Genomic DNA, 17,320 nt, shown 5'->3' with positions numbered 1-17,320 from the left:
ATCAGGGCTGGTAGGGATATCGCGTGATGTCTCCGTCTGGAGAGATCGCGTACAGCTCGAACCAGTCCGTTTCGAGGCCCGTGACACCTGGACCGAAGCCGGGGCACCTGTCCACGCGGCGATTGACGCGAGCGAAGTACCAGCCCGCCTCCTGACCGATGACGACTTCCAGTGCCTTGGCGGAAAAGGCGCACTGCCCCGCGGACTCCTTCGGAAATCGCTTCAGCGCTTCTTCCAGGGCTGCATGCGCGGCCTGGATGGCGGGCCCTTCCAATGTCGCAAGCGGTTGCAGGTCATCCCCAGGCCAGGGAATGACAGCTGGCTCGACCGGCTTCGCAGGCTGCGCCCCAGCGCACGCGATGCCCAGCCCCGCGATGCCAATCCAGAAGAGTTGTCGCCGGAAAGAACCCATCCGGCACAAGCCTACTCAGAACTGCAGATACACGTACGGCCGGGTCTCCAGCGTGGACAGCTGGCGGATGCCCAATCCCAGGAGCACCAGCACCACCGCTCTCGCGGGTGCGGGCATCTTGAGGAACACGAGCGCCGCGGTGTCGTAGAGCTTCATCGGTACCGCGTGCGCGAGGACCGCGATGGCCAGCATGCTCCACACCAGCGGACCCACGTTCGCCAGGCCGGGGATTCCCGCCAGCATCCGGGCGTAGAACTCACCCGCGTGTGCCATGTCCGGCGCTCGGAACACCACTCGCGTCAACACCACCAGCGTGAACGTGGCCAGCATCCCGAACGCCACGCGCGCCGGGCCCGGCTCCTGCTGCTTGCCCTTGAACCACCACCAGCACCGCACCCCGCACAACGCCACGCCGTGCACCGCGCCCCAGACCGCGAAGCGCCAGTCCGCCCCGTGCCACAGGCCTCCCAGCACCATCACCATCATCAGGTTGAAGCACACGCGCGGCTTCGACCGGCGGTTGCCGCCCAGCGGGATGTACAGGTAGTCCCGCAGCCATGACGACAGGCTCATGTGCCAGCGGTTCCAGAACTCGAACAGGTTCTTCGCCAGATACGGCCGCGCGAAGTTCTCCGGGAACTTGAAGCCGAACAGCGACGCCACACCAATCGCGATGTCCGAGTACCCCGAGAAGTCGTAGTACAGCTCCAACGTGTACGCGACCGCCGCCACCGCGCACTCCGCCGACGAGTACGCGTGCGGACTGCCGAACACCGGATCCACGATGCCGCTGCCCAGCACGTCCGCGATGACCAGCTTCTTCACCAGCCCTACGGCGACGCGGAACAACGCCTTGTTCCCGTCATCCGACGACAGCGTGGGCACTTCCCGGAAGTGCGCCATCAACTCCGACGCGCGGACAATCGGCCCGCTCAACACCCGCGGGAAGAACAGCATGTAGAGCAGGTGCTCCACGAACGAGTGCTCGGAGCTCGCCTTCCCCCGGTACACGTCCACCGTGTAGCTGATGGCCTGGAACACGAAGAACGACAGGCCCACCGGCAACAGGAAATGGAAGGGCTCCGGCCGCACCTCCACGCCCCAGGGCCCCAAGAGCGACGACACCGTCCTGCGCAACAGCTCCAGGTACTTGAAGCCCGCCAGCAGCCCCAGGTTGGAGACGATGGACAGCACCACCAGCAGCTTGCGCAGCCCCGGCCGCTCCGTGCTCCCCATCCCCTTCACCAGCAGGTGATCCACCGTCACGCCGGCCAGGAAGATGAACAGCGGCACCAGCTTCACGACCAGCTCGCCCACGGGCATCCCGCCCACGAACGCGGTCAGCGGCACCTGCAGGAACGACACGTAGACCATCAGGCTGGCCGCCAGCAGCAACAGCATCCGCGGCCAGTAATGCCGGTGCACCGCCCAGTAGAGCGCGAACACCACGATGACGAAGACGACGTACTGGAGGCTGTGGGACAGCACGGCTCAGGGCGCTCCCGCGGCGGAGGCTGTCGGCTCGCCGCCCTTCTTCGTGGACTCGTACGCCGCCATCAGGTCCTTCACGAACGCGTTCGCCAGCACCGCGTAACCCTGCGGCGTCAGGTGCACCCCGTCCGCGTGGCCCAGCGGCTCCGGCTGCCGCTGCCAGCGCTGCATGGAGCGCTCACCGCCCATCGCCGCGCGCGCGGACCAGTACGCACAGCCGGCGTCCTTCGCCACCTGCGGCAACGTGTTCAGCACCTTCGCCAGCGAAGGCGCCTCGTCCCACTGGCCGTTCGCTTCCTGCTGGAGCCGGTCCGTGGGCCCGATGACCAGGCACTCCGCGCCCGTCGCCTTGCGCATGCGCGCAATCAACGCCGCGTAGTCCTGGCGCAGCCCGTTCGCGTCCAGCCCCGGCAGCTCCGCCTCGTTGGTGCCGTACCAGAACACCAGCAGGTCCGGACGACGCGCGGTCAGCTGCGCGTCCATCGCTGGCGCATCCATGTCCCGCGCCGTGAAGGCCGTGGAGCCAGGCAACCCGAGCGCGTCGTACACCAGCCCCGGCACGTCGTACTCCAGCGACGCACCCAGCACCGTCGCGCTCCCGCCACCCTCCGGCACCTTCACCTGGACCGAGTGCGCCACGCCCATCACCGGGAACGAACGGATGCGCACCGTGGGCTGCGTCAGCGGCTCCGGCGGCGGTGCTTCCGGAGGAATTTCTTCACCGTCCACCGTGATTTCAGGCGCCGCGGCCCCTGGCGCGTCCAGCGCGTACAGGTCCAGCCGGCCCTGGCGGTTCTTGTCCTCCGCGCAGCCTTCGCAGAAGGAGATGCCCAGGCTCGCGCCGGGCGCTCCCACCGCGCGGATTCCGGTGAGCCCCCAGATGCTTCCGGAGACGCCTCCGGGCGTGCTCTTCGCGTCCTCCACCGTCCACGCACCGTCCAGCGTGCGCGTCACGCGTGCCCCCTCCAGCCGGGAGGATGGCTTGCCCGCGGCGATGAAGCCCCGGCCCGCGTCACCGAAGCGCTTCGTCAGCGCGTCGCGGACCTTGTCGGAGAAGTAGTGCGCCGCCGTGTGCGACGCGCCCAGCTGCGCGATGCCCACTCGCAGCTTCGCGCCGGACTCCCGGCGGGCCAGTGATTCGAACGTGCGGCGCAGCGAAGGGGCCGCGTTCTGCAGGCCGGTCGTGTCCGTGCCCGGCAGCCGCGGCGGATGCGTGCGCGCGAAGGCCCGCTGCAACGCCAGGTCGAACAGGTGGCCCAGCAGGTTGGAGCCGCGCACGCGCGGGTGCACCAGGTCCTCCAGCATCAGGCCGGACTCCAGCCACTTGAGCGCGGAGCCCTCGCCGCCCATCGCCGCCAGCGTGTCGTAGAAGGCGCAGCCTCCCGCGCGCGCCTCCTCGCGGAACACCTCCGACACCTCCGCCGAGTGCCGGCGGGTGATCAGCTCGCCGCTCAGCGTGCGCACGCCCGCGTCGATGGGCGACATGACGAGGCACGCCGCGTCCGGCACCGACGTGCGAACGCGCGACACCAGCTCCTTCATCTGCGAGCGGACCTCGTCCAGCGTGGTGCGGTCGCGCGAGAGGAAGAACGCCTCGTTGCCGCCCACCATCAACACCACCAGCGACGGCTTGCGGTGCTTGAGCTGCGCACGGAACGCCTGGGGCTGCGCGCGCAGGTACACCTCCGCCATGCCGCCCAACAGGCCCACCGTGTCGTAGACGACGCCCGGCGTGCCCGACTCCACCGACACGCCGTGCAGCTCCGTCTTGCCGCTCGTGGTGAGCGTCAGCGTCTTGGCGCCTTCTGGAATCTTGAGCCGCGCGAAGGCCGCTTCCGCCTTGGATCCGAACGCGCGCGTCTGGATTCGCTGCGTGTTCTTTCCGTCCACCGCCACCTGCACGGAGCCGTTGGCGGGCTGGGCCAGGAAGAACAGCTCCGCCTCGCGCGCGCCCTCCACGGAGTAGCGCGTGGACTGCGCGGGGCCGCTCGTGGAGAAGGCCACGCCCGTCCAGCCCACGCGGTCCTTGGGCCAGTGCGTGTCCACCAGCCGCTCCATCTTCCATCCATCCGTGCTCGCGGTGCCCGCGCGCGTGGCGCGGCCTGCGCTCGCCAGCCGGTGGATGTAGAGGAAGCCCGGACCGCCCGAACCGAAGCGCTCCTGGAGCCGGTCGCGCACCACGTCCGTGACGTAGTCGGAGGCGATCAGCGAATCGCCCAGGTGCACCACCCGCACCGGCGTGCGCCGCGCGTCCGCGCGCAAATCTCCCAGCGCCTTCATGAACGGCGCCAGGCCGTCCTCTTCACACGTTCCGTCCGCGCGCGTCTTCCGGCAGTTGAGCTCGATGTCCACGTGCTTCGCGCCCATGCGCTCGCGCAGCGCTTCCAGCTCCAGCGCGGTCGCCAGCGTGGGGGCGCTCAGCTCCTCCAGCCCGATGCCGGGCACGGCCGGGGCTTCCCCCACCTGCGGGCCCGCCTTCGGATCCGTGTCGTTGGCGGCGGTGTCCGCTTCCGCGACCGCGGTGGGCGGAGCGTCCGGGACCATGGTGTCCGAGGGCGGGCGCGGAGCCTTCACGCCGCGCAGGGACGCGGGCAGCACGAGCGCCGCCAGCTTGGGCCCGAGCGAACCTTCCTGACGGAGGCTGGGGAGGGGGCGGAACTTCTCCGGCAATGGCGCCAGGGACAACCCCACCGCCAGCAGCACGGTGAAGGCCAGCGTCCATCCGGTGGATGTGGGCTTGAGGCTCAACGCCGGGGCATGAGACTGGCTTTTTGGGGACGGGTCAAAACTCTGCCCACATTGTCGCGCCCCATCCCTCGGAGGGTAGGCGGCCGGGCCCCCTTCCTCCGCTGGCGCGACGCGCTATGGTGCGCCGCCGTGCGCGCCAGGCCATGGGCCGGCGTGCGCCCCTAGGAGCTCGCACCCGTATATGGCCCTCTACCCCGTCATCATGGCCGGAGGCTCCGGCACCCGCTTCTGGCCGCTGTCCCGCCAGGCCCGTCCGAAGCAGTTCCTCCCGCTGGCCTCCAAGCAGCCGCTGCTCACCGACACCGCCCAGCGCCTCAAGGGCCTGGCGCCGGTGAAGAACACCTTCATCGTGTGCGGCCCCGTGCACGCGAAGACGGCGCTGAAGCTGGTGAAGGGGCTGCCCAAGGGCAACCTCCTGGTGGAGCCCGTGGCGCGCAACACCGCGCCTGCCATCGCGCTCGCCGCGCTCCAGGTGGCCGCGCGCGACCCGAAGGGCGTGCTCGCGGTGCTGCCGTCGGATCACCACGTCGCGGACGTGAAGGGCTTCCAGCGCACGCTCGCGGAAGCGGCGCGCATCGCGGAAGGGGGCCACATCGTCACGCTGGGCATCAAGCCCGCGCGCCCGGAGACGGGCTACGGCTACATCCAGGTCGGTGCCGCGCTGGACGGCGGCGGCCGCCGCGTGAAGGCGTTCAAGGAGAAGCCCGACCTCAAGACGGCGCAGGAGTACCTGGCCGGCGGCGACTACCTGTGGAACGGCGGCATCTTCGTCTTCCGCGCGGACGTGATGCTGGAGGCTTTCAAGCAGCACATGCCGGAGATGCAGAAGGGCCTGGACGCGCTCCAGAAGGCCGCGGGCAAGCGCACCTTCCCCGCCGTGCTCAAGCGCGTGTTCCCCAAGCTGCCCTCCATCTCCATCGACTACGGCGTGATGGAGAAGGCGGAGAACATCGCGGTGCTGGACGGCGACTTCGGCTGGTCCGACGTGGGCTCCTTCGCCGCCATCCCGGAAGTGCGCCCCGCGGACGCGCAGGGCAACGTCGTCTCCGGCGACGCGGTGCTGGTGGACTGCACCAACTGCGTGGTGCTGTCCGACAAGCGCACGCTGTCCGTCGTGGGCATGCACGACGTGGTGGTGGTGGACTCCGGTGACGCCGTGCTCGTGGTCCCCAAGGACAAGAGCCAGGACGTCCGCAAGGTCGTCGAGGCCCTCAAGGCCCGCAAGCGCACCAAGCTGCTGTAGGTCTGGAGGCGACTTCGCCTCCTGTTTCACCCCACACATTTCTTCCCGGGGCTCCCTGTCGTTTCTACAGGGGGCCCTGGTTCGTTTTGCGGGGTTTGCTGGCACTCGCGGGTGTTGGAGTGTCGCGGTCCGGACGAAAGCGGGCCCCGGGCACGAGGCGCGCGGGTTGCAAGTCCATCCCGGGTCCGCCCCATTTCCGGGGCGACAGGCGGGGATGGCGATGGGCTGCAAGCGCTGCGTGGGCGAACACCGGGATGGGGAGGCGTGCCCCGTCGCTGCCCGGCCTCCGGTGTCGGGGGATTCGCTGGAGGGTCAGCGGCACGGGCCGCTGATGCTGAAGCGCCGGCTGGAGGTGGGGGCGGTGGCGTCGCTGTACCTGGCGGAGTACGTGCCCACTGGCCACCGCTTCTCCGTGAAGGTGCTGCACGCGCACCTGTCGGCCCGTCCCGCCGTGCGCGCGAGGTTCATCGCGGAGGCGCTGGCGCAGCGCAACGTCGTGCACCGCCACGTGGCGCGCGTGCTGGACGTGCGCCCCGGTCCGCAAGGACTGCCCTGCGTGCTGCAGGAGGCGCCGGAGGGCGAGTCGCTCAGCGCGATGCCCCTGCCGCTGTCTCCGGCCGAGGTGGGCGAGGTGTTGGATCAGGCGCTCGCGGGGCTGGAGGCGGCGCACGCGCGGGGTCTGGTGCATGGGGACCTCACGCTGGATTCGATGTTCATCACGCGCGACGCGAAGGGCGAGCGGCGCGTGCGGGTGCGGGACTTCGGCGCGGGCGCGGTGCGGGAATCGGCGCTGTCGCTGGAGGAGCGCACGCAGGGCGTGACGGTGGGCTCGCCCACGTTCATGGCGCCCGAGCAGTGCGAGGGGATGAACCGGAGCCCTCGCGCGGATGTGCATGCGATGGGCGTGGCGGGCTACCTGCTGGTGACGGGCCGGCTGCCGTTCGGCCTGGGGCGCTCCGCGGATGTGACGCTGTTCCCGCCGCACGCCATCAATCCGAACGTGCCGCCCGCGCTGTCCACCGTGCTGCTGCGCGCGCTGGCCGCGAAGCCGGAGGAACGGTTCGACAGCGCGTGGGCCTTCCGCGTCGCGCTCGCGGAGGCGCTGGGCCTGAAGGCGCCGGTGCGCAACGCGTTCGCGGATGCTCCCGAGGATGTGTCCGATGTGGTGGAGGTGGTCGCCACGGCGAAGGAGTCTGCCGAGACGCACGGCGCGGCGGACGACTTCGACATCGTGGAGGACGTGCCTGAATGGGGCATGGCCGCCTCGTCCGTGGGGGATGCGGCGTTGCGCGCGGCGCATGGCGTGCCGTCCAACGTCCGTCCCGGTGAGGGGGACATGCGCGCGGAGGTGGCCGCGTTCTGGGCTTCCGCCGTGGCGCTGCTGGGGTCCGCCGAACCGGAGCTGCCGGCCGAGGGCTACGTGCCCAACGCGCCGGCCAAGACGATGAAGCTCGGCATCGTCACGCCGAACTCCCTCCAGGCCACCGCGCCCATCCTGCTGGTGGATCCGGCCTCGCCCCTGGACGTCATGGCGCAGCCCTCGGTGAACCCCACGTCCACGCTGGGCGCCGCGGCCATCCCGTTCATGACCCTGGCGCCGTCGCTGGAGCCCGTGTCCATTCTGTCGCCTCCGCCCATTCCGCTGGTGGACGTCGTCGATGACGCCGCGCCCATTCCGCTGGTGAACGCCGTGCCGCCCCTGGAGGCCTCCGCGCCCCGCACGGACGCGCCCACGGACCTGCGCGTGCGCCTGGGCCTCACGCCGGGCGAAGTCCTCCAGTCCGTCTCCGTGAGCGACGTCGCCCCCGAGGGCCTCTTCGCCGAGTGCCAGGGCTCACTGCCCCCGCTCGCCGCGCGGCTGACAGTGGAGGTGTCCTTCCGGGGCGAGACGGCCCTGGGCGCCTGCGACGTCGTCCGCCACGTCACCTTCGACGAGGCGCGCACCTGGAACGTGCCCGCGGGCGTCTTCGTCCACTTCTCCGACGAGTTCCCCGCGCTGGGCCGGCTGCTCTCCCGCGCCCTCATGGAGGACGCGGAGCCCGCGCCCGACGGGGAGCTTGCCCGCATGCTGTCCCGCGCGGAGGCCGTCGCCCGGGACCCCTACACGCTGCTGGGCGCGAAGCACGACGCCGACTTCGGCGACATCCACCGCCGCGCCCAGGCCGCCCTGCGCCGCCTGCTCGCCTTCCAGCACCGCCCGCTGCCTACCGTGCAGCGCCAGGCCCTGGACGCCCTGCGCGTGCGCGTGCTGGCCGCGCAGCGGATGCTCGGCGATCCGCTCTCCCGCGTGGGCTACGACGCCACCCGGGGCAACGTGAGCGGCCTTGCCCGCTGCGTCGCCGCGGGCGTCCCGGAGCCCACCATGGAGGCCCTGCGCAGCGCCTTCCTCGCCGCCCGTCCGGAGGTGGAGAAGAAGGCCCGCGCCCTCTTCACCCAGGGACATGCGTTGGAGGTCCAACGGGCTGTTCCCGCCGCGCTGGAGCGCTACGCGGAGGCCCTCAAGCTGGACCCGCTGAACACGTCCTGGCTGAAGCACTACCAGTCGCTGCTGCGGCGGGTGCCAGCAGGCTCCGGAGCCGGAGCCGGTGCCCAGGCCAGCGGGGCCATGGTCTGATGGGGGCCATCAGCCCTCGCCGGGGGTAGGTTCCGCCCTCCCAGGGGGGCCGGGCGTTCAACAGTCAGCCGGGCCCGTTCGGGCGTGTGCAGCCCCCAGGCCCGCTCGTGTAGTGTCCGACGCCTTCCGTTACGCCCTCCCGGTTCCTGTCGAGGGTGGGGACACTGCCATGAACGCGCACATCTTCCGCGAGTACGACATCCGAGGCCTGGTGGACAAGGACCTCACCATCGAGGTGGTGGAGCTCCTGGGCCTGGGTCTGGGCACCATGATCCGCCGCAAGGGCGGCACCTCCATCGTGGTGGGCCGCGACTGCCGCGAGTCCTCCACGCGCTTCCGCGACGCGCTCGCGAAGGGCCTCACCGCCACCGGCCTGGACGTCTACGACGTGGGCGTGGTGCCGACGCCGCTGACCTACTTCGCGGCGAACACGCTGCCCGTGGACGGCCTGGCGATGATCACCGGCAGCCACAACCCGAAGGAGTTCAACGGCTTCAAGATTGGCGCGGGCAAGACGACCTTCCACGGCCCCGAAATCAAGGAACTGCGCCGCCTCATCGAGGCCAAGGACTTCGCGACCTCGAACAAGCCCGGCAAGGTCACGCCCTTCGACATCATCACGCCCTACAACCACTTCATCCGTCAGACGGTGAAGGTGGGCCGCAAGGGGATGAAGATCGTGATCGACGCGGGCAACGGCACGGGCGGCGCCATCGCGGTGCCCCTGTTCGAGAGCATGGGCTTCGACGTGGTGCCCCTGTTCTGCGAGATGGACGCGGACTTCCCCAACCACCACCCGGACCCCACGGTGGTGGAGAACCTCCAGGACCTCATCAAGAAGGTGAAGGAGGTCAAGGCGGAGGTCGGCATCGCGTACGACGGCGACAGCGACCGCATCGGCGTCATCGACGACCAGGGCAACGTGCTCTGGGGTGATCAGCTGATGGTGCTCTTCAGCCGCTACGTGCTGAAGGAGTCCCCGGGCGCGGCCATCATCGGCGAGGTGAAGTGCAGCTACACGATGTACGACGACATCGCGAAGCACGGCGGCAAGCCCATCATGTGGAAGGCGGGCCACTCGCTCATCAAGTCGAAGATGAAGGAGGAGCACGCGGAGCTGGCCGGCGAGATGAGCGGCCACATCTTCTTCAAGCACCGCTACTTCGGCTTCGACGACGCGGTGTACGCGTCCGCGCGCCTGCTGGAGATTTTGACGCACGAGAAGCAGTCCATGTCGCAGCTGCTCTCCGACGTGCCGAAGACCTTCGCCAGCCCCGAGCTGCGCTTCGACACGACGGAGGAGAAGAAGTTCGCCATGGTGAAGCGCGCCACGGAGATTCTCCGCGACGCGGGCCACAAGGTGGTGGACGTGGACGGCGTGCGCGTGACGTTCGAGGACGGCTGGGGCCTCATCCGCGCGTCGAACACGCAGCCCATCCTGGTGCTGCGCTACGAGGCCAGCACGGAGGCCCGCGTGAAGGAGATCCAGGCGCTCATCGAGAAGACGGTCGCCCAGGCGCAGAAGGAAGTCGGCGCCTGAGCCTTTCGCGCTCCACGCGAAGCACACGCACGTAAGGGAGGGAGCTGGACATGCCGACGCTGGGAATCGACCTGGGCGGGACGTTCGCCCGGGCCGCGGTGGTGGACGGGAAGGGTGAAATCCTCGCGAGCGCCAAGGTGGCGGTGCAGGACCGCAAGCCGCAGGGCGTGGTGGAGACCATCGCCCAGGCGGCGGAAGAGGCGGTGAAGCAGTCCGGCGTGAAGGTGGACGGCTGCGGCGTGGGCGCGGCGGGGCAGATCCACAAGGACACGGGCGTCATCTCCGTGGCGCCCAACCTGGGCTGGCGTGACGTGCCGCTGGCGGCGATGTTGACGAAGCGGCTGGGCTTCGACGTGAAGGTGGTGAACGACCTGTCCGCGGCGGCGTGGGGCGAGCTGCACGCGGGCGCGGGTCGCGGTGCCCATGACATCCTGGTGGTGTTCGTGGGCTCCGGCGTGGGCAGCGCCATCATCGCGGACGGGCGGCTGGTGCAGGGCGGCGGCGGCGTGGCGGGCGAGCTGGGCCACATCAAGGTGGTGCCCGGCGGCCGGCTGTGCGGCTGCGGTGAGCACGGCTGCCTGGAGGCGTACGCGGGCGGCCACAACCTCATCGCGCAGACGAAGGAACTCCTGGCGTCCGGCGGCTCGCGCGTGCTGGAGACGCTGGCCCACGACGACCCGGACACCATCACCCCGGTGACGCTGGAGACGGCGGCGGAGGCGGGGGACGCGAAGGCCAAGGAGATCCACGACCGCGCGGCGCGGTTCCTGGCGCTCGCGGTGGCCAACTACGTGACGGTGCTCAACCCTTCGCGCCTGGTGCTGGGCGGCGGTGTGCTGACGCACTGCCCGGGCATCAAGCGGCAGGTGCTGGACGGCGTACAGCAGTGGTCGTCCCGCGTGTCGCGCGAGGGCCTGCTCATCGCCGACGCGGAGCTGGGCGATGACAGCGGCATCATCGGCGCGGCGCTGCTGGTGAAGTGAGGCTTCTGGCGCGGGTGGAGCCTGCTCCCCCGCGCCATGCAGGTCCCGTCAGGGCGCTCGCGGCGCGAAGCCGCTGCCATGCGATGCGGCTCGCGCCACGCAGGTCCCGGAGCGCTACGGCTGCTTCGGCGCGGTCTTCGGAGCTGGTTCCGCGCTCGTGAAGACGAGCTTCGAGATGCGCCCTTCTTCACCCACGGCCCAGGCGGTGTCCTGCTTGCGAGGCGGCGTGGACACGGAGTGGAAGCCGGTGGTGTCCAGCGGCTCCCAAGTCCTGCCCGTGTCCTTCGACACGTCCGAACCCGTGGGCCCCACGGTGATGAGCCACATCTTCTTCTCGGGCGTGAACGGGGCCACGCAGGAGCGGTAGCCCCCGGGCGGCGTGCCCGGCACGGTCCACTTGCGCTTGCCCGCGTCCACCGTGAGCGCCGCGTTGCCGGTGGCGACCTCCGGCTGCTTGTAGTTGCCGCCCACCGCGACGCCCGCCATGGAGCTCCAGAAGTAGAGCGAGAACACGCCCGCGCCTTCACCCGTGGCCAGCGGCGTGGGCGCGATGCCCCAGGTCTTGCCCCGGTCCGCCGAGTGCAGCACGCGCGCGATGGAGCCCCCCAGCCCGAACCAGACGTGGGACTTGCCGTACACCGCGATGCTCGTGCCGCTGGCGGCGAAGCCCGCTTCACCCTCGAGCGCGGCCGGCAGTGCCCCTTGCGGCACGGGCTTCCACGTCGCGCCGCCGTCCTCCGTGGTGATGACGACGAAGTGCCTTTCCACCGGGTCGCTGAACGCGATGCCGTGCTGTTCGTCCCAGAAGGCCATGCCGTTGAAGAAGGCCCCGGGCACGGTGTTGGTGAACTGGAGCGTCCAGTGCGCGCCGCCGTCCGTCGTCTTGTAGATGCGCGACTTGTCACCCGCGCCAATGGACAGCACGTAGGCGGTGCGGTCGCTGAAGGCATCCACGTCGCGGAAGTCCAACCCGTCCGCATCCGGCACGGGGGCTCGCGTCCACGTCTTTCCACCATCCGTGGTGCGCACGACGGTGCCCTTGTCGCCGCTGGCCCACGCGACGCGGCTGTCCACCGCGCTCACGCCGCGCAGCCGCACCGTCGTCCCGCTCGCCTGCGGCTCCCACTTCATGTCCGCGCTCCCCAGCGCCAGCCACGTCGCCAGCCACACCGCTCCCATCGTCATGCGCCGCTGCCTCCCGCGTGTTCGTCCGCGATGGAGGGACGCTAACTCAGCGCCGCTCGGCGGTGCTCGCGGCGTCGGGCAGCGAGGTGTCCTCGTGGACGAAGGCGATGCGGCACTTGTCCAGGTCGGGGCCGCAGGCGCGGTCCAGGTCGCCGCGCGTGTCGCAGCCCGGGCGCTCCTCGCAGGTGTCCGGCAGGAAGGCCCAGACGAACTGGAGCACGTTGCCGCCACGGCCCTCCGGCAGCGCGTTGAGGAAGTCCTGCTTCCGGTCCTCGAACAGGTGCGCCAGGCGCACGGTCTTGTCCTCCAGCTTCACGTTCCGCGCATCCCCCACGTACTGGCGGCTGGCGTCGTTGAGCTGGGCGTCCAGGAACTCCGGCTGATAGGGGGCGCCGTCCAGCCGGGGCCCGCCGCGCGTCCCCCGGAAGAGGGCGAAGTGCACGCGCGGGTCGGCGTACTCGCCCAGGAGGATGCGCTGCTCCAGGGCGTACAGCGTCAGCCGCTCGCCGCCCACCGGCCACGTGCGGCCCCAGTAGAAGCGGCCGAACCAGGACGCCTCCACGCCGGCCGGGTAGCGCTCCACGAGCTGCAGGAGCACCAGCGCGTTGTACGCGTTGATCCAGTACGCCAGCCCGTCCTCGGGCGACGGGAAGAGCTCCGGCTTCCGGTGTGGCGACACCGCCGCGAGCGACGCGACGAAGCGCTCCAGCACCGCGCGGTCACGCCGGAGGCCCTCGAAGTCCAGGTCCCCGCTGGGGCGCACGTGGCTCAGCGCCTGCGCATAGTCCGTGTAGCTGAAGGGCCCTGCTGCTGGGGGCACCGGCGCCGGCAGTGCGCCGCGCACGTACAGCCATGCCCCCGTGGCGAGCGCCACCAGCACGGCCATGGTCGCCACGGCGAACCAGCGCGCACGGCGGCGGGGAGGGACGGGAGCTTTCACGGCCGGGCAGTCTATGCCACCCGCGAGGCCGGCCTCCCACACCTTCAGGTCTTCGTGCGACCCACCGGGGTCCACCGCGACAGCCCGCTATACTGCTGGCGCCATGGAGCCTACCCCCGACGTCGTCAGGCATTTCCATCCGGTGCTCCCCTCCCGTCAGCTCCGCCGCCAGCCCGTCCGGGTGGAGCTTGCGGGCCACGCCTACGCGCTCTTCCGGGACGCCTCCGGCAAGGCCGCGGCGCTGTCGGACGCGTGTCCGCACCGCTTCGCGCCGCTGTCGAAGGGCCTCGTGACAAAGGAGGGCCAGCTCCAGTGCCCGTACCATGGCTGGCGCTTCGACTCGAAAGGCCACGGCACCAACCCCAGCCAGCCGGAGCTGCGCCACTGCGAGGCGAAGAGCTTCCAGGTGGTGGAGCGCCACGGCTACCTCTGGCTCGCGCACGCGGACACGCCCGGGTCCGCGATGCCGGAGCTCGCCAGCGGTGACTACGTCTTCGGCGGGACGTTCTCCACGCTGTTCCAGGCGCCGCTGCACGTGGCGCTCGACAACTTCAGCGAGGACGAGCACACGCCCTTCGTCCACACCCGGCTGGGGTGGAGCGGCTCGCAGGCGGGCGCGGTGGAGTTCGAGGCGCACAACCACGAGGACCACACGGAGGTGCACTACCGCGCCCCTCAGCGGCCCGCGCCCATCATGCGCCTGCTCGCGGTGGGCAAGGGGGACTTCTTCCGCAATGACTGGGTGACGCGCTTCGACCCGGTGCGCAGCGTCTACACCGTCAGCTGGATCCAGCCCTCGGGAGCGCCGCGCCCCTTCATCACGCAGGCGCATATCTTCTTCGTGCCGGAGACGGCGCGCACCACGCGCCTGCACGTCTTCTCCTTCCTGCGCACGACGGTGCCCGCGCTGAGGCCCCTGCTGCCGGTGGCGGCGAAGGCCGCGCTGGGGCTCACCTGGTGGGAGGTGCGCGATGACGCGCGCTTCATCTCCACCGTCGCGGACACGCCCTACAGCCACAAGGGCATGCGGCTGGACAAGTACGACAAGCCGCTCGTGCACCAGCGCAAGCTCATGGAGCGCATCTACTACGCGCACCCGCCTGAACCGGCGCTGCCCCAGGTCCGCGACGCCACCGGCACCTGAACGACAGGGCAGCCGTGGCATCGCGAGGACCGATGGGACACGCGGGTCCTCAGTGCATCGGCGCGGGCTCTTCGTATGAGGGCACCGTCTCACCGGTGCGGGCCTCGTAGGCGTTGCAGCCGCTGTTGCCGGAGACCACGAGCGCGAACTGCTGGAGCTCCGGCTGATTGCAGCTCTGCGTCGCGTCTTCGCTCGGCTCGTCGCTGTTGCCCGCGAAGAACCGACAGTTCTTGCAGTTGCCCCAGGATTCATCCGCCATGGTTCCCTCCTCGTGGAACGGGTCCTACAGAGGAGGGTGGGGCCGGTGATGGACCCCCACAACGAAGCACCTGCTTCCCGCCCGGGAGGGCAGGGGACCCGGCGCCCTGAAGCGGGCGCCGGGAATTGCTCGTCACACCGCGCCTACTGCTGGGGCGCGGGCTGCTGCGGAGCCGGCTGCTCCTGGGCAGGCTGCTGCGACTTCGGCGCGCCCGCGCCGGGCTCCGCGCCCAGGGCGGCCGCGTCCTTCTTCACCGAACCGGACTCGAAGGAGCCCAGCGAGTTGAGCAGGCGCAGCGCGGCGAGCGACGCCTGGAGGCGCTCGGACACGAAGCCCACTTCCGCGTTGGTGAGCGCGGTGTTGGCGTCCGCGACTTCCAGGTAGGTGGCGACGCCCGCCTTGAAGCTCACGTCCGTCAGGCGGTTGGACTCGCGCGCCAGCTCCAGGGCCTCCTCGGCCTTGGAGCGGTTGGCCAGCGCGTTCTCCAGGTCCAGCTTGGAGCGACGCACCTCTTCCTTCACGCGGGCCTGCGCCAGCACCTGGGTGACGGTGGCTTCACGCACGCGCGACGACGCCTCGGAGAGGTTCGCCTCACGCAGGCCGCCGTCGAACAGCGTCCAGCTGGCGCCGAAGGTGATGGCCCAGGTCTCGTTCTGGCCGGTGAAGCCCGCCGCGTTCGCGATGCGGTAGGCGCCCGTCACGCCCAGCGTGGGCAGGTAGCTCAGGATGACGCCCGTCTTGTTGATGCGGCTGAGCTTCAGGCCCACTTCCGCGGCCTGCACGTCCGAGCGCTCCTGGATGGCCTGGTTGACCAGGTCGTCCGGCGACGCCTGCGCGGGCACCGTCGGCTCCGGCGGCGGGGCCAGGTCGAACTCCGGCTCGCGCTGGATGAGCGTGCCCAGCGCCAGCTTCAGGCCCGCGAGCGCGTTCTTCGCGCGCACCAGGTCCTGCTCCGCGCGGGAGCGGTCCAGCTGGGCGCGCAGCAGCGCCACGCGCGTCACCGTGCCCGCGTCGAACCGCGCCTGGGTGTCCTTCTCCCGCGCCTGGTTCAGCTCCAGCAGCCGCTCCTGCGCGCGCAGGGCTTCCTGCTGCGCCGCGGCGCCGTAGTACGCCTGCGCCACGCCGAAGAGCACCTGCCGGCGCGCCGTCTGCGTGTTGAGCTCCGCCAGTTGCACGGACTTGTAGGAGGCCGCGATGCCCGCCCACAGCTGCGGCGCGATGATGGCCTGCCGCGCCTCCAGCTGAGCACCCTTCTGGATGAGCGGCTGGATGGTGATGTCCACCGGGGCGATAGGGCCTGCCGGGATGATGGCCGCCACGTTGTTGCGCGTGATGGAGGCCCCAGCGGTGATGGTGGGCAGGTAGCCCGACCAGGCCTTGCGCGTCGCGAGCGATGCCTGCTCGAAGCGCTCCTGGGCGATTTTCAAATCGAGGTTCTGCTGGCGGGCGGACTCCAGTGCCTCATCCAGCGTCAGTACGGGCGCCGCTGCCAGGGTGGCCGACAGGGACAGCGCCAGAAAGGTACTCATACCGCTTCGACCTCCTCACCGACCCGCGGGAGCGCGAGGCGGATCCGTCCAATGGACGACTGCGTTGCGTCCTCTACCCGACCCCAGGGCCTCGTGAAAGTACTCCGCACTGTCGGATGTTGGAATATGCGGAATGTAGTAGCGGTCAATGGTTGATGATGTCAATTGTTTATGTGCGTCCGATGACTTAACGTAACTTCACTATGAACGGCTTCAGCGACGGTCCTAGCGAGCAGGTGATGCGCCGGTCGGCGGCCACCACCGACCTGTCGGAGGGTGGGAGTGGGCTGCCGGAGCAGGCGTGGACGCTCCTCTTCGAGCTGCTGCACACGCACATGCGCAACTTCCCCGCGCTGGCGGCGGAGTTCGACCTGTCTCCCGTGCAGGCGCACGTGTTGAGGCAGCTGGGCGAGGGAGCGCTCGCCATGAGCACGCTCGCCAACTACCTGTCGTGTGACGCTTCCAACGTGACGGGGCTGGTGGACCGGCTGGAGGCGCGCGGGCTGGTGGAGCGCAAGAGCAGCGAGCAGGACCGCCGCGTGAAGATGCTGGTGCTGACGGAGGCCGGCGCGGAGCTGCGCGGCCGGCTGATGGCGCGGCTGAGCTCGCCGCCGCCCCTCATCGCCGCGATGCCGGACGAGGACCTGGCGGCGCTGCGCGACATCATGCGCCGCGCGCTCAAGACGCAGTAGGCGCATCGCCCCGGAGCCACGGCTCAGGCCGAAGCTTCCGGGGCGCGTGCCTTCAGTCCAGCAGGAAGGTGTACGAGTACTTCATCTCCGTGGCCACCGCTTCGCCGCCCTTGATGGCGGGCTTGAAGCGGAAGCGGCGGATGGCGTCACGCGCGGCCTCGTTGAGGCCGTAGCCGGGCCCGGAGATGACCTTCACGTTGCTCACCTTGCCCTCCGCGTCGATGGTGATGGAGAGCGTGACGGTGCCCTCGATGCCCGCGCGGCGCGCCTCGTCCGGGTAGGGAATCTTCACCTCGGACGCGACGGAGGGCTCCGTGTCCACCTGGTACACGGGCACGTACTTGGGCGCGGAGTAGCCCTTCACGTCCTGAGGCGCCTTCGCGGTGCCGTTGGCCTTGCCGTAGGCGGTGTTGCCCACGGGCGCGGCGAAGGAGCCCGCGCTGGTGGTGGACGACATGGTCATGCCCACCACGAGCGGCGGCGGCTTGGCGGACGGCTCCGGCGGCGGCGTGTCATTGGGCGGCGGCGGGGCCTCCGTCG

14 protein-coding genes are annotated in these 17,320 nt (G+C 70.3%); 6 read left to right on the top strand and 8 right to left on the bottom strand.

The window, feature by feature from the left end:
* Position 1 precedes the first annotated feature (1 nt).
* The 3 genes from D7V77_RS22925 to D7V77_RS22915 are packed head-to-tail and all read right to left on the bottom strand — an operon-like array spanning position 2 to position 4,651.
* Positions 2–412, bottom strand: coding sequence for a hypothetical protein (locus D7V77_RS22925; protein ID WP_233597174.1), 411 nt, complete (start codon positions 410–412; stop codon positions 2–4).
* Positions 413–427: 15 nt separating this feature from the next.
* Entirely contained in the window at positions 428–1,900 is a 1,473-nt protein-coding gene (locus D7V77_RS22920; protein WP_120578422.1) for an MBOAT family protein, read from the bottom strand.
* A gap of 3 nt (positions 1,901–1,903) precedes the next feature.
* Positions 1,904–4,651, bottom strand: coding sequence for a GDSL-type esterase/lipase family protein (locus tag D7V77_RS22915; protein ID WP_120578421.1), 2,748 nt, complete (start codon positions 4,649–4,651; stop codon positions 1,904–1,906).
* 181 nt (positions 4,652–4,832) lie between these two features.
* Between D7V77_RS22915 and D7V77_RS22910 the strand changes: the two genes are divergently transcribed.
* From D7V77_RS22910 to D7V77_RS22895, 4 genes are all read left to right on the top strand, one after another.
* Positions 4,833–5,894 carry a mannose-1-phosphate guanylyltransferase gene (locus D7V77_RS22910; protein WP_120578420.1) on the top strand — a complete coding sequence of 354 codons (1,062 nt, stop codon included), beginning with the start codon at positions 4,833–4,835 and terminating at the stop codon, positions 5,892–5,894.
* Between the two features lie 214 nt (positions 5,895–6,108).
* Entirely contained in the window at positions 6,109–8,508 is a 2,400-nt protein-coding gene (locus D7V77_RS44885; protein WP_233597173.1) for a serine/threonine-protein kinase, read from the top strand.
* 169 nt (positions 8,509–8,677) lie between these two features.
* Entirely contained in the window at positions 8,678–10,048 is a 1,371-nt protein-coding gene (locus tag D7V77_RS22900; protein WP_120561255.1) for a phosphomannomutase/phosphoglucomutase, read from the top strand.
* 50 nt (positions 10,049–10,098) lie between these two features.
* Positions 10,099–11,031: an ROK family protein gene (locus D7V77_RS22895; protein ID WP_120578419.1), complete on the top strand. Its 933-nt coding sequence runs from the start codon at positions 10,099–10,101 to the stop codon at positions 11,029–11,031.
* A 114-nt stretch (positions 11,032–11,145) separates the two neighbouring features.
* Here D7V77_RS22895 and D7V77_RS22890 read toward each other — a convergent pair whose 3' ends face one another.
* Positions 11,146–12,216 (bottom strand): oxidoreductase, encoded by a 1,071-nt coding sequence (locus D7V77_RS22890; RefSeq protein ID WP_120578418.1) that lies wholly within the window; start codon positions 12,214–12,216, stop codon positions 11,146–11,148.
* Between the two features lie 46 nt (positions 12,217–12,262).
* A complete protein-coding gene (locus tag D7V77_RS22885; RefSeq protein ID WP_233597172.1) occupies positions 12,263–13,156 on the bottom strand; it encodes a DUF547 domain-containing protein in 894 nt (297 codons plus the stop codon).
* Between the two features lie 142 nt (positions 13,157–13,298).
* On the opposite strand from D7V77_RS22885, the gene D7V77_RS22880 reads away from it, so the two are divergent.
* Positions 13,299–14,300: a Rieske 2Fe-2S domain-containing protein gene (locus tag D7V77_RS22880; protein WP_233597171.1), complete on the top strand. Its 1,002-nt coding sequence runs from the start codon at positions 13,299–13,301 to the stop codon at positions 14,298–14,300.
* Between the two features lie 49 nt (positions 14,301–14,349).
* On the opposite strand, the gene D7V77_RS22875 is transcribed toward D7V77_RS22880, so the two are convergent.
* Entirely contained in the window at positions 14,350–14,559 is a 210-nt protein-coding gene (locus tag D7V77_RS22875) for a hypothetical protein (RefSeq protein WP_120578416.1), read from the bottom strand.
* Between the two features lie 143 nt (positions 14,560–14,702).
* Complete coding sequence (locus D7V77_RS22870; protein WP_120578415.1) at positions 14,703–16,088, bottom strand: TolC family protein; 1,386 nt, start codon at positions 16,086–16,088, stop codon at positions 14,703–14,705.
* Positions 16,089–16,327: 239 nt separating this feature from the next.
* On the opposite strand from D7V77_RS22870, the gene D7V77_RS22865 reads away from it, so the two are divergent.
* Entirely contained in the window at positions 16,328–16,780 is a 453-nt protein-coding gene (locus D7V77_RS22865; protein WP_233597170.1) for a MarR family winged helix-turn-helix transcriptional regulator, read from the top strand.
* 52 nt (positions 16,781–16,832) lie between these two features.
* On the opposite strand, the gene D7V77_RS22860 is transcribed toward D7V77_RS22865, so the two are convergent.
* Positions 16,833–17,320, bottom strand: a 488-nt coding sequence (locus D7V77_RS22860) for an energy transducer TonB (protein WP_147452131.1), incomplete at its 5' end; no start/stop codon positions are given.

The sequence above is a fragment of the Corallococcus sp. CA041A genome, from assembly GCF_003612075.1.
Classification (GTDB): domain Bacteria; phylum Myxococcota; class Myxococcia; order Myxococcales; family Myxococcaceae; genus Corallococcus; species Corallococcus exiguus.
This window is presented reverse-complemented; position numbering and strand designations above follow the sequence as displayed.

Coding starts and splice junctions, on each gene's coding strand:
- D7V77_RS22925 (WP_233597174.1), bottom strand. CDS start 412: ATGGGTTCTTTCCGGCGACAACTCTTCTGGATTGGCATCGCGGGGCTG.
- D7V77_RS22910 (WP_120578420.1), top strand. CDS start 4,833: ATGGCCCTCTACCCCGTCATCATGGCCGGAGGCTCCGGCACCCGCTTC.
- D7V77_RS44885 (WP_233597173.1), top strand. CDS start 6,109: ATGGCGATGGGCTGCAAGCGCTGCGTGGGCGAACACCGGGATGGGGAG.
- D7V77_RS22900 (WP_120561255.1), top strand. CDS start 8,678: ATGAACGCGCACATCTTCCGCGAGTACGACATCCGAGGCCTGGTGGAC.
- D7V77_RS22895 (WP_120578419.1), top strand. CDS start 10,099: ATGCCGACGCTGGGAATCGACCTGGGCGGGACGTTCGCCCGGGCCGCG.
- D7V77_RS22890 (WP_120578418.1), bottom strand. CDS start 12,216: ATGACGATGGGAGCGGTGTGGCTGGCGACGTGGCTGGCGCTGGGGAGC.
- D7V77_RS22875 (WP_120578416.1), bottom strand. CDS start 14,559: ATGGCGGATGAATCCTGGGGCAACTGCAAGAACTGTCGGTTCTTCGCG.
- D7V77_RS22870 (WP_120578415.1), bottom strand. CDS start 16,088: ATGAGTACCTTTCTGGCGCTGTCCCTGTCGGCCACCCTGGCAGCGGCG.
- D7V77_RS22865 (WP_233597170.1), top strand. CDS start 16,328: ATGCGCCGGTCGGCGGCCACCACCGACCTGTCGGAGGGTGGGAGTGGG.